General features: G+C 55.7%; 12 protein-coding genes. 9 read left to right on the forward strand and 3 right to left on the reverse strand.

Annotated features, from left to right (window positions below):
* The 6 genes from pcaH to pcaB all read left to right on the forward strand — a co-directional run.
* Positions 1–648 (forward strand): protocatechuate 3,4-dioxygenase subunit beta (pcaH, locus tag B2T33_RS03565; RefSeq protein WP_286791162.1); only part of this gene is annotated, 648 nt, incomplete at its 5' end.
* A gap of 3 nt (positions 649–651) precedes the next feature.
* The gene (gene pcaG, locus B2T33_RS03570; protein ID WP_210518147.1) at positions 652–1,239 is read left to right on the forward strand and encodes a protocatechuate 3,4-dioxygenase subunit alpha; all 588 of its coding nucleotides are present in this window, start codon (positions 652–654) and stop codon (positions 1,237–1,239) included.
* A 137-nt stretch (positions 1,240–1,376) separates the two neighbouring features.
* Positions 1,377–2,231: a CoA transferase subunit A gene (locus B2T33_RS03575; RefSeq protein WP_008891894.1), complete on the forward strand. Its 855-nt coding sequence runs from the start codon at positions 1,377–1,379 to the stop codon at positions 2,229–2,231.
* 14 nt (positions 2,232–2,245) lie between these two features.
* Positions 2,246–3,019 carry a CoA-transferase subunit beta gene (locus B2T33_RS03580; protein ID WP_064782043.1) on the forward strand — a complete coding sequence of 258 codons (774 nt, stop codon included), beginning with the start codon at positions 2,246–2,248 and terminating at the stop codon, positions 3,017–3,019.
* A 23-nt stretch (positions 3,020–3,042) separates the two neighbouring features.
* On the forward strand, positions 3,043–4,248 hold the full coding sequence (pcaF, locus tag B2T33_RS03585) for a 3-oxoadipyl-CoA thiolase (protein WP_286791163.1): 1,206 nt from the start codon (positions 3,043–3,045) through the stop codon (positions 4,246–4,248).
* A 144-nt stretch (positions 4,249–4,392) separates the two neighbouring features.
* On the forward strand, positions 4,393–5,730 hold the full coding sequence (gene pcaB, locus B2T33_RS03590; RefSeq protein ID WP_286791164.1) for a 3-carboxy-cis,cis-muconate cycloisomerase: 1,338 nt from the start codon (positions 4,393–4,395) through the stop codon (positions 5,728–5,730).
* A gap of 54 nt (positions 5,731–5,784) precedes the next feature.
* On the opposite strand, the gene B2T33_RS03595 is transcribed toward pcaB, so the two are convergent.
* Positions 5,785–6,267 (reverse strand): GNAT family N-acetyltransferase, encoded by a 483-nt coding sequence (locus B2T33_RS03595; RefSeq protein WP_286791165.1) that lies wholly within the window; start codon positions 6,265–6,267, stop codon positions 5,785–5,787.
* The gene (locus tag B2T33_RS03600; RefSeq protein ID WP_286791166.1) at positions 6,264–6,986 is read right to left on the reverse strand and encodes a TenA family protein; all 723 of its coding nucleotides are present in this window, start codon (positions 6,984–6,986) and stop codon (positions 6,264–6,266) included. The genes B2T33_RS03595 and B2T33_RS03600 overlap by 4 nt, the downstream gene beginning before the upstream one ends.
* A gap of 197 nt (positions 6,987–7,183) precedes the next feature.
* Between B2T33_RS03600 and B2T33_RS03605 the strand changes: the two genes are divergently transcribed.
* The 3 genes from B2T33_RS03605 to B2T33_RS03615 all read left to right on the forward strand — a co-directional run bounded on the left by B2T33_RS03605 (position 7,184) and on the right by B2T33_RS03615 (position 9,268).
* A complete protein-coding gene (locus tag B2T33_RS03605) occupies positions 7,184–7,408 on the forward strand; it encodes a YgaP family membrane protein (protein ID WP_120225922.1) in 225 nt (74 codons plus the stop codon).
* Between the two features lie 157 nt (positions 7,409–7,565).
* Entirely contained in the window at positions 7,566–7,979 is a 414-nt protein-coding gene (locus B2T33_RS03610; RefSeq protein WP_008891887.1) for a TIGR01244 family sulfur transferase, read from the forward strand.
* Between the two features lie 146 nt (positions 7,980–8,125).
* Positions 8,126–9,268 (forward strand): peptidase C39 family protein, encoded by a 1,143-nt coding sequence (locus tag B2T33_RS03615; RefSeq protein WP_286791167.1) that lies wholly within the window; start codon positions 8,126–8,128, stop codon positions 9,266–9,268.
* 40 nt (positions 9,269–9,308) lie between these two features.
* Here the strand turns inward: B2T33_RS03615 and B2T33_RS03620 are convergent, their stop codons facing one another.
* Positions 9,309–11,279 (reverse strand): GNAT family N-acetyltransferase, encoded by a 1,971-nt coding sequence (locus tag B2T33_RS03620; RefSeq protein WP_083997160.1) that lies wholly within the window; start codon positions 11,277–11,279, stop codon positions 9,309–9,311.
* Positions 11,280–11,452 lie beyond the last annotated feature (173 nt).

The following is an 11,452-nucleotide window of genomic DNA, read 5'->3' on the forward strand; positions in this document are numbered from 1 at the left end:
GGTTACAAATCGACCCTGTTGCGTGGTCCGACCCAAGCACCGCTTGCCATCAAATCGGGACTGACCGAGGGCACCGGTCCGCGTTTTGCCCCGGCATCTGTGCGTGAGCTTGATTTCGATCTGACCAAGAACGGTGTCGTCAATGGCGAGCCGCTTGGCGAACGCATTGTTGTGCATGGCCGGGTGATGGATACCGATGGTCGTCCGCAGCCCAATATCCTGGTCGAAGTCTGGCAGGCGAACGCAGCAGGCCGTTACGTGCACAAGGTCGATCAGCATGACGCGCCGCTGGATCCGAACTTCCGCGGGTCGGGGCGTTGCTTTACCGATGATCAGGGCAACTACAAATTCTATACCATCAAGCCGGGGGCCTATCCGTGGGGCAACCACTTCAATGCCTGGCGTCCGAACCATATTCACCTGTCGTTGTTTGGTCCGGGTTTTGCCACCCGTCTTGTGACCCAGATGTATTTCCCGGGTGATCCGCTGCTTGATCTTGATCCGATTTTCCTTGGCACCGAGGACGCAGCAGCCCGTGAACGCCTGATTGCCAAATTCTCGATCGACAAGACCGAGGAGGGCTTTGCCCTTGGTTATCAGTTCGACATTGTCCTGCGTGGACGCAACGGCACCCCGATGGAGAATTAAGTCATGGCTTATGGTGAAACCCCCTCTCAGACGGTTGGTCCGTATTTCGCCTATGGCTTGACCGCAGGCCAGTACGCATACGACTTTACCGACATCGCCGATCCGACCGTTGCCGGCCCGGATGCCAAGGGTGAACATATCCGCATTACCGGTACCGTCTTTGATGGCGACGGCAACCCGGTCAATGACGCGATGATCGAAATCTGGCAGGCCGACGCCGACGGCAATTACAACGAAAAGCCGATTGATGTGGCTGATACCGGTTTCCGCGGGCTTGGCCGTTGCGGCACCGGCACGGATGCCAAGCTGCGCTTTTGGTTTGATACGGTAAAGCCGGGTGTTGTTGCCGATGCCGAGGCGCCGTTTGTCAACGTTATCGTCTTTATGCGCGGCATGCTGGTTCACGCCTTTACCCGTTTTTACTTCGACGATGAGGCGGATCTGAATGCCAAGGACCCTGTCTTGCAGTCGGTGCCAGCGGATCGTCGCGACACCCTGATTGCCAAGCGTGTCGAAACCCCGACGGGGATTGAATACCGGATCGATATTCACATGCAGGGGAATGCTGAAACCGTGTTCTTCGACGTGTAAGTCGATCTGGCCCGATGGCTGCGTCCGCTGCTTTGGGGAAAGCCGGCGGTCGCAGCCATCGACCTGAATTTCCTGCACTGCCGGGGCAGTTGCCCCGCGTTTCTAATGTTTTGGATTGATGCCACAGGAGTTTTGCCGTGGTTGCACGTTTCATGTCGCTTAAAGAGGCCGTCGCATCCTGCGTTAAGGATGGCGACACCATCTCGATGGAAGGCTTTACCCATCTGATCCCGCACGCCGCAGGGCACGAGATTATCCGTCAGGGCATCAAGAACCTGACCTTGGTCCGCATGACACCTGATGTGATCTATGATCAGTTGATCGGTGCCGGTTGTGCCAAGAAGCTGATCTTTTCCTGGGGCGGTAACCCCGGTGTCGGCTCGTTACACCGTCTGCGCGATGCCTATGAAAAAAGCTGGCCGACCAAGCTTGAAATCGAAGAACACAGCCACGCAGCGATGGCAAATGCCTATGACGCGGGTGCGGCTGGCCTGCCTTGTGCGGTGTTCAAGGGCTATCGCGGGGCGGAATTGCCGCGTGTGAACCCGAACATCAAGTTCATCGAATGCCCATTCACTGGCGAAAGCCTTGCCGCTGTTCCGGCGATCCGCCCGGATGTCACTGTCGTGCATGCCCAGAAAGCCAACAAAAAGGGCGACGTCCTGTTTGAAGGTATTGTCGGTGTGCAGAAAGAAGCCGTTCTGGCCGCTAAAAAATCGATCATCACTGTCGAAGAGATCGTCGATGATTTCGGCGATATTTCACCCAACGCCGTCATGCTGCCGAACTGGGCGGTGACTGCGATTGTTGAAGTGCCGGGTGGGGCGCATCCGTCCTACGCCCAAGGATATTATAAGCGCGACAACGCGTTCTATAAGGCATGGGATCCGATTGCACGTGATCGCGAAACGTTCCAGGCCTGGCTCGAAGAGCATGTCATTAATGGCGGTCCCGAAGATTTCGCGGCCAAGCGTGAAGCAAACAAAGGCTAAGCGGAGGAAAAATCATGGTTGAATATACCCCGACTGAAATGATGACGGTATCCGCTGCACGTGCGCTTAAAAACGACGATGTGTGCTTTGTTGGCATCGGGATGCCGTCGGCTGCGTGCAACTTGGCACGCCTGACCCATGCGCCCGACATTACGCTTATTTATGAAAGTGGCACGATTGGTACCAAACCGGACGTCCTGCCGCTGTCGATCGGTGATGGTGAGTTGTGCGAAACCGCTGTGAACACCGTCGCCGTGCCGGAAATGTTCCGTTACTGGCTGCAGGGTGGCAAGATTTCGGTTGGCTTCCTTGGTGCGGCCCAGCTTGACAAGTACGGCAACATCAACACCACCGTGATTGGTGATTACGACAACCCCAAAGTCCGTCTGCCGGGTGGCGGTGGTGCGCCGGAAATCGCGACCAGCTGTGGCGAAGTGTTTTTGGTGATGAAGCAAAGCAAACGTGGCTTTGTCGAAAAGATCGATTTCGTGACATCGCTTGGTCACGGCAAGGGTGGCAATGACCGTGCATCTTACGGCGTTGATACCAAGGGGCCGTCGCGTCTGATCACCGATCTTTGCATCATGGAACCGCATCCGGAGGGCAAGCAATTCGTTGTGACCTCGATCCATCCGGGCGTAACCCGCGAAGAAATCATCGAAAATACCGGTTGGGATGTTGAGTTTGCCGACGAAGTCGCGGAAACTGCGATCCCGTCCGAGAAAGAATTGCAGGTTCTGCGTGAACTGCATGCTCGTACCGCCAAGGCCCACGGGGACCAGCAGTAAGAGCAATAATAAGGATCTTAGAAATGGCTGACGCATATATTTGCGATTATATCCGCACCCCGATTGGCCGCTTTGGTGGCAGCCTGTCGCAGGTGCGCGCCGATGATCTTGGCGCTGTTCCGCTTAAGGCGCTGATCGACCGCAATCCGGATCTGGATTTTGCCGCTGTTGACGATGTCATCTTTGGCTGTGCCAACCAGGCTGGTGAAGACAACCGCAACGTTGCGCGTATGTCGTCGCTTTTGGCAGGGCTTCCGGAAACAGTGACCGGAACCACGGTCAACCGTCTGTGCGGTTCGGGCATGGATGCGATCATTATGGCCGCCCGCGCCATCAAATCGGGCGAAGCCGATCTGATGATTGCCGGTGGCGTTGAAAGCATGTCACGTGCGCCGTTTGTCATGCCAAAGGCGACGTCGGCATTTTCGCGCAATGCGGAAATTTATGACACCACCATCGGCTGGCGGTTCGTCAACCCGGTGATGAAGAAACAGTACGGCGTGGATTCCATGCCCGAAACCGGCGAAAACGTTGCCGAGGACTTCAATATTTCGCGCGAAGATCAGGATGCCTTTGCCGCCCGGTCGCAGGACAAGGCGGTTGCCGCACAGGAAAATGGTAATCTGGCCGAGGAAATTACCCCGGTCACCATCCCGCAGCGTAAAGGCGATGCCATTGTCGTGGACAAGGATGAACATCCGCGTCCGGGCACCACGGCCGAAAAGCTTGCCAAATTGCCGACCCCGTTCCGCGAAGGCGGCTCGGTTACGGCTGGCAACGCATCGGGTGTCAATGACGGGGCCGCGGCCCTGATCATAGCATCGGAGGCCGCGGTCAAGAAATACGGCCTGACCCCGATTGCACGGGTTGTTGGTGGTGCGACTGCGGGTGTAGCGCCGCGCATCATGGGCTTTGGCCCGGCACCGGCGTCGAAAAAACTTCTCGCACGTCTTGGCTGGTCGACAGAGCAGCTTGACGTGATCGAACTCAACGAAGCCTTTGCATCCCAAGGGCTTGCAACGCTTCGTGATCTTGGCATTGCCGATGACGATGCGCGTGTGAACCCGAATGGTGGTGCGATTGCCCTTGGTCATCCGTTGGGTATGTCGGGTGCACGTATCACCGGCACGGCTGCGCTTCAAATGAAACGTGCTGGTGGCAAGCGTGCACTGGCGACCATGTGCATTGGTGTCGGTCAGGGGATCGCGATTGCGCTTGAAGCTGTTTGAGGCTGATGGCTGATTGATCTTGAAAAAGGTGCCCCTGTGCCGGTTGACGGGCAGGGGCTTCTTTTTGCGTTATTGACCAATATGGTTGCTGGCGCGACACTATCGACTTGATTTCACACCTGTTTGAACGGTGGATGAACCCTGATGAGCGTTTCACCCTTTGACTCTGCCCTGCTTGGAGATCTGTTTTCCGATCCGGAGATCGCAGCCCTGTTTGATGACCGGGCACAGATTGCATCCATGCTGCTTTTTGAATCGGCCCTTGCCGCGGCCGAGGCGCGCGCAGGTGTGATTCCCGAAAAAAGTGCCACCCGCATCGCCGAAGTTTGCCGTGACTTTACACCCGATCCGGCAAGCCTTGCGGCGGGAACGGCCAGTGCCGGTGTGCCGGTCCCAGCCCTTGTTAAGGCGCTCAAGGCGGAAATTGGTGGTGACGACGCACGCTATGTCCATTTTGGCGCCACCAGCCAGGATGTGGTTGATAGCGCACTTGTCCTGCAGCTGCGTGATGCGGTTGCGATTATCCGTCGCCGCATTCGCAAACTGGCCAAGGCGCTGTCTGCCCATGCCGACACCCATCGCACAACGGTAATGATCGGTCGGACGCGATCCCAACAGGCTGTCCCGACGACCTTTGGCCTCAAGGCTGCCGGATGGCTCGCACCGCTTGTACGGATTGATCATCGGATTGATAGCCTGTCATCGGATTTGTTGCGCATTTCGTTTGGCGGCGCTGCGGGGACATTGGCCTCGATCGGGGTGAAGGCCGCAGACGTCGAAAGCAATCTTTCCGAAGAACTTGAACTTCCGCTTGCCGATATGCCCTGGCATGCGCAGCGTGACGTCCTTGTTGATTTCGCAAGCCAGTTAACAGCGTTAACCGGCGCGCTTGGCAAGATGGGGCAGGACTTGGTTCTGCTTGCACAGTCCGAAATTGCCGAGGTTCAACCGGGCAAGGGCGGCGGTTCGTCGACCATGCCGCATAAATCCAATCCGGTGCAGGCGGAAATGCTGGTAACCCTTGCGCGTTTCAATGCCGGGCTGCTGGGCACCTTTGCCCAGGCGCAGCTCCATGATCATGAACGAAGCGGGGCAAGCTGGCTTCTGGAATGGTTGACCTTGCCACAGATCATTACAGCAACCGGTGCCGCACTTGCGCAGGCGGTTGATATGGTGCCGGATCTTAAGATCAATGCCAGCCGCATGGCCGAAAACCTTGAACTGTCACGCGGGGCGATGCTGGCAGAGGCCGCAACATTTGCGCTGGCCGATCACCTTGGCCGCGATGCCGCGGATAAACTGGTCAAAGATGCGATTGCCAAGTCGGCAGAAAACGCATCGAACCTGTTTGATGAATTGCCAAAACTGACCGACGCCCCGGTGGATTGGGCGCATATCCGTAACCCGGTCAATTATATCGGGCAGTCGGATGTGTTTATTGATCGTGTTTTGGGGGCCGCCAAGCGTGGCCTGCGCGACTAGAGAAAAAGGCTGCCGGATGGCAGCCTTTTTTTATGTGTGATGCAGTGATTTGGTTCAGCGTGGTGCCCGCAGGCGCTTTTCAACCGCGTAATTGTGAATGGGGACACCAGCGACTTCGAAATCGCGACGCTCCACAACGCTAAAGCCCTGTTTAAGCAGGAAGGATTTGGCAAATTCACTGGCCTCGGAATAAAGCTTGCCGATATCCTGTTTGCGGGCGTGCGTTTCAAGCGCGTCGTACAGCTTTGTCACAATACCTTTGCCCGCAAAATCGGGCAGGGCATACAGAAACCCGATATGGCCATCGGCCTCGACATCGCCAAAGGCGACAACCTGATCATTGTCATCAACCGCGACAAGGCTGAACCGTCCATCTGTCATGATTTCGATAAACCGTTCCGGCGTCGGCAGAAGCTTTGCCCACACCGCAACCTGTTCGGGGTTATAGGCGTTGGGGCCAATTTCCGTAACGGAGTGGCGATAAATTTCGACCAAGGCCGTGGCATCACTGTTCGCAAACGGACGAATTGTGATCATTCTTGTGGTCCCCATGCCGTATCAAAGAACTGACATTCAAGATCGGTTGCACGTTTGAAATAGGACAGGCATTCGGCGCGGTCTTCCTCTGACAGTGACGGTCCGACTTGATCCAGTTGGCTATTCAGGTAGGCAACGACACTTTCAAAATACCCCCCGACATGCAGATCAATCCATTCGGCGTACCAGAAATCATCGGGGCGTTTGGCGATGGCCTTGTTGACCCGATCCGCCCAGCCAAGATAGGTGCCCTCGGCAACGGCCAGAACAGCCAGCATATTGGCGTAACTGTTGCTGTCCGTGGCATCTTTCATAAGCTGCTTGAACGCTGCTGTTGCCGGCCAGTCCGGCATGTTTTCACGTGCATCATCTGACACGCCAAGGGCGGCAAAGGATCGTTCGAAATAGGTGTTTTCTTCGCCCGTGACCAGGGCAAGGAACTGACACCCCGGAATGCGATCCTTCAGGCTTGGTGCGCGCGATACGGCCGCGGCCAGCAGGGCAACAAACCGATCAATAAACCGGTGATCCTGAATAAGGTAGTTTTCAAGATTGGCCTTGGGAAGTGCTGCATCACCCCAGGCATCGGTAAAGACATGGTGGGTTACCGCACGCCATTGATCCGCGCAGGATGCCTTCAGCCAATCTGAAAACACACCATTCGGATTGGTTAGACGCCATGACGGAAAATCCTGAACGGCCTTTGCGGTATTGCTCATATCTGCGCGTTTCCTGAGGAGCTTGATATCATTTGGGTTTTGAACTTTTGGCATGCTCGCAACCATTGGGCAAGCCACGAAGCAGGGCATCCATCAAAGTACCGATCCGCATGGAGGTGATTGATAAGTATCAAAGTAATCGATTGGATTATAATGTTATAAATCATTCCATCAGAGCTTTTCCCAAGGAGGAAGTTATGGCGAATGTTGGAACCCTCGACCGTGTTGTCCGTGCGATTGCCGGTGTTGTTTTGCTGGCCATTCCGTTTGTTTCTGCCGCGCCCGAAGGTGGCGGCATGGCGTACGGCGTTTATGGCTGGGTGATGATTGCTGCAGGTGTTGTCATGTTGGCGACTGCGGCACTGCGTTTCTGCCCGCTTTACATGCTGTTTGGCCTGCGGACCTGTCCGCTTTCCAAATAAGGTAATAAACGGCGTTTGAAACCGGAATATTCCGTTCGATCTGTTGTTGTTTGAACGTTATGCTGGCGTCCGTAGATCTCTGCGGTATGTTGGATAGACGTGCTGTTGATGCCCACACTTGGGCACGGCGACCAGCAACGACGAACGGAATATAAAAATGAAACGCCTGAGTGATGAACTGACTGTATCCCCGCAAATGCCGCTTGCTGCGATTGACGAAATTGCTGCTGCCGGTTTCAAGACCATCATTTGCAACCGCCCGGATGGCGAAGATCCCGGGCAGCCGTCATTTTCCGAAGTCGCCGCCAAGGCCGAGGCTGCCGGTATGAAGGCGATCTTCCAGCCCGTCGCAAGCGGCAATGTGTCGGACGCGGATGCGGATGCCTTTGCAGCCAATCTGGCCGCCGCCGAAAAGCCCATCTTTGCCTATTGCCGCAGTGGTACACGCTGCACCATCCTGTGGTCGCTGGCCAATGCCGGGCAGATGCAGGTTGGCGATATCGTCAAGGCCGCGGCGGAGGCCGGATATGATATGGCGCCGCTGGCACCACGGATCGCAGCACGCGGCTAAGCCGTTTGAATTTGCAGGTTATGCGGTGCGTTGCTGTGCAAAAAACGCAGTGAGCATCGCATAAATTGCACTATTCCTTTTGTGCGTTTCATGACGATATGTCCGCGCATGCTGTATCTGGCATGGTTTTATCAAGTGGCACCGGTATGACGTCAAACGCAGACCAACTTTCCAACATCAGATTTCGACTGGCCAGGAACGATGATCTCGACGCCTTGTGCGAGATTGAAAACCGGTCCTTTGAAGTCGACCGACTGACCCGGCGTGCCTTCAAACGTTTCGTCGGCAGTGAAACCGCGCGTTTGACCGTGGCAGAAACCACCAAGGACGGGGGCGTTGTAGTTGGCTACGCGCTGGTGATTTTTCGCAGCAACGTCGCGCTTGCGCGCCTTTATTCGATGGCGGTGTCACCTGATCAGCGCGGGCAGGGGATTGGTCGTGCCCTGATTGAACGGGCCGAAGAACTCAGCCTTGATTTCGGCACACCGATCCTGCGCCTTGAAGTCAGCCAGAAAAACAAGGATGCGATCCGGCTTTTCAAGGCAGTCGGATATCGCGAATTTGCCCTTTATCCGGACTATTATCCCGATCATTCGAATGCACTTCGCATGGAAAAGGTATTGGTTCCCAATGCCATGCATTTGCCATCGCCCATCCATTTCTATCACCAGACCCTGCCATTTACCTGTGGTCCGGCGGCCTTGATGATGGCGATGAATGCGCTGGATCAGGATATCGAACTTGATCGTAATCTTGAGATCGCGCTGTGGCGCGAAGCCACCACGATTTTCATGACATCTGGCCATGGTGGCTGTGGCCCGCTGGGTTTGGCGTTGGCGGCGCACAAGCGCGGCTTTGATGTCGAAGTGCTGAGCAGCCGGGACGGGCCGTTATTTGTTGATACCGTGCGCAAACCGAAAAATCGCGAAGTGGTCGAACTGGTCCATTACGACTTTGCCCGTCAGGCACTTGATGCCGGTATTTCGGTTACGACCGGCCCGTTTGGCATTGCCGAGATCGAAGAACGCACCAAACAGGGCAAAATGGCCCTGGTCCTGATCAGCCAATACCGCATTTATGGCGATAAAATCCCGCATTGGGTGGTGGTTTCGGGCTTTGATGACCGGTTTGTCTATGTCAGTGATCCCGACATTGGCGAAGACCATGAACCCTATACCGGCAGCGATTGCCTGTCGGTGCCGATCCTGCGTCACGAGTTTGATCTGATGGCGCGCTATGGCCGTGATAAACTACAAGCCGCTGTCTTCATTGACAAAAAGGCCGGGTAAAAACCCGGCCTTTTTCTTTTATGGAATGCTGCAGAGGCCCTTATGGGCGCGCAATCTTGCCAAGAAGATGCGCAATGATCCGGCGATACAAATCCATGCCCAGAACCACATCCTCGACCCCGGCATCGATATTCGGGTTGTCATTGACCTCGATCACCATCGGGCCATAGGGCGTTTCCTTGACATCGACACCATAAAGGCCATCGCCCATCAAACGGGCAGAGGCAAGGGCAGTGGCAACGATGTCAGCAGGGGCATCTTCGACCGCAAGGGTTTCAAACCCGCCTTCCTCATAGCTTTTGCCATCATCTTCGTGTTTGACGATCTGCCAGTGGCCCGGTGCCATGAAATAGCGGCTGGCAAAGATGGCTTCACCACCCAGAACGCCAATCCGCCAGTCAAATGTGGTTTCGACATATTCCTGAATGACGAGAAGTTCGGAGTTCTTGAACATCTCGGTCGCGACTTCGTTCAGGTGTTCTGGCGACTTGACCTTGCGCACCCCGCGCGAGAAGCAGCCATCGGGCACCTTCAGAACCGACGGGAAACTGAATTGCTTTGCGATGTCGGGAATGCGGCGCTTATCGAAAATCGCACTTTTGGGTGCCGGGATACGGTGTGTGCGCAGCAATTCGGCCAAATAGACCTTGTTGGTACAGCGCAGCATCGAGTCCGGATCATCGATCACCGGAATACCTTCCTTTACCGCCCGCTTGGCAAAGCGATAGGTATGGTGATCAAGGGCCGTGGTTTCGCGGATCAAAAGGGCATCAAATTCCGAAAGATGATGGAAATCCTTGGCGGTAATCAACTCGGCCTTGGCCCCAAGATCGGATGCGGCCTGCACGAAATTGGCAAGTGCTTCCTTGTCAGACGGTGGCAGAACTTCGTCCGGATCATGCAGGATGGCGACAAGGGCGGTCGGCGGGGTGACGTTACCCTGTTTGCGCACACGCCCACGTAGATAGGCACGGAGTGCTGCCTCGAACTCGACAAGTTTGTCGTCATCAAGCTGGCTGATCGACGGGGCTTCGATTTCGCGCAAAATCCTGCGATCCTGCTTGTTCAGATGCAGACGCAAGATCGGGCAGCGGAACTGATCAAAGGCGCGTTCGCCAATCTGACGAAACTTCTTGTTGGCAGTTCGCCCGAAATAGACATCGATATGATCCGGGGCCTGATCAGGCGTCTGGCCGGATTTTTCCAGTGCCTCGATGATTTGCGGGCTGAGTTCCGCACGGGCAGTTTTCTGAAGCCGTTTCCAGTTCAAATCCAAAAGAACATCGGCCTCGGGAATGACGCGCTCTGCGCGGGCGGCCGCAAGAAGGCTGCAATAGTAACCCCGCGAAAGATATTCGTAGGACTGACACAGGTTGATCACGCGCCGGTTGCGTACACCGTGATCAAGTGCGAGATAATCGCGCACCCGCATGACACGTGCGCCAGACACGGCAAAGCGTTGATCCGACAGACGGTCGACCAAAATCAGCGGCGCGCCGGTGGCAACCGCCGGGCTGACAGCGCTTTCGCCATCATAAAGTGCGTGTTCAAGGCGGACGCCATCACTGCCATCCTCGTAATATCCCGGAAGGTCGGCAATCCGGACATAGCCATGGCGTTCATATAGATTGCGTGCGGTTTCATTGGTCACACGCACTTCAAGGCGCATGCGCGTGCATCCCGCATCCATCGCCAGATTTTCAAGGCCAGCCAAAAGCTGTGTGCCCAAACCCTTGCCGCGCCAGTCTTTTGCAATCGCCAGCGAGTAAATCCGTGCCGTAACCGTATTGGTGCGCAGCAACAGCAAACCATACCCGACAATTTCAGGATGATCGGCATCACCGGCGTCTGCGACAAGAAGGCGCGCGCTGGCCTGACGCAGGAACCGCGAAAAAGAAGCCCGCGAAATCAGGTCGCTTTCGAAATTGCCGCTTTCAAGCGCGCAAAGACCATCAAGGTCGTCGCGCACGGCTGCACGGATGATGACAGTATTGGTCTGGGGCAAAGTCACTGTGCAGCTCTCCTACGATGAGGGTAAATATGTTGCGCTCAACTTCCGGTACGCCCAAAGATCGTTCGTCGCAAGCGCATTTATTGTTCATAGCCATGCCTTTTTTTCATGGATCATGGCACAGGTCACACTCGACCAGCAGGTCCAATAAAAATAAGGTGTTTTCATTGGGC

It is taken from the genome of Thalassospira sp. UBA4513, from assembly GCF_002388495.1.
GTDB lineage: Bacteria > Pseudomonadota > Alphaproteobacteria > Rhodospirillales > Thalassospiraceae > Thalassospira > Thalassospira tepidiphila.

Excerpts from the sequence above, each read along its gene's own strand:
- pcaG (WP_210518147.1), top strand. The coding sequence starts at position 652 with ATGGCTTATGGTGAAACCCCCTCTCAGACGGTTGGTCCGTATTTCGCC.
- B2T33_RS03580 (WP_064782043.1), top strand. The coding sequence starts at position 2,246 with ATGGTTGAATATACCCCGACTGAAATGATGACGGTATCCGCTGCACGT.
- pcaF (WP_286791163.1), top strand. The coding sequence starts at position 3,043 with ATGGCTGACGCATATATTTGCGATTATATCCGCACCCCGATTGGCCGC.
- pcaB (WP_286791164.1), top strand. The coding sequence starts at position 4,393 with ATGAGCGTTTCACCCTTTGACTCTGCCCTGCTTGGAGATCTGTTTTCC.
- B2T33_RS03595 (WP_286791165.1), bottom strand. The coding sequence starts at position 6,267 with ATGATCACAATTCGTCCGTTTGCGAACAGTGATGCCACGGCCTTGGTC.
- B2T33_RS03600 (WP_286791166.1), bottom strand. The coding sequence starts at position 6,986 with ATGAGCAATACCGCAAAGGCCGTTCAGGATTTTCCGTCATGGCGTCTA.
- B2T33_RS03605 (WP_120225922.1), top strand. The coding sequence starts at position 7,184 with ATGGCGAATGTTGGAACCCTCGACCGTGTTGTCCGTGCGATTGCCGGT.
- B2T33_RS03610 (WP_008891887.1), top strand. The coding sequence starts at position 7,566 with ATGAAACGCCTGAGTGATGAACTGACTGTATCCCCGCAAATGCCGCTT.
- B2T33_RS03615 (WP_286791167.1), top strand. The coding sequence starts at position 8,126 with ATGACGTCAAACGCAGACCAACTTTCCAACATCAGATTTCGACTGGCC.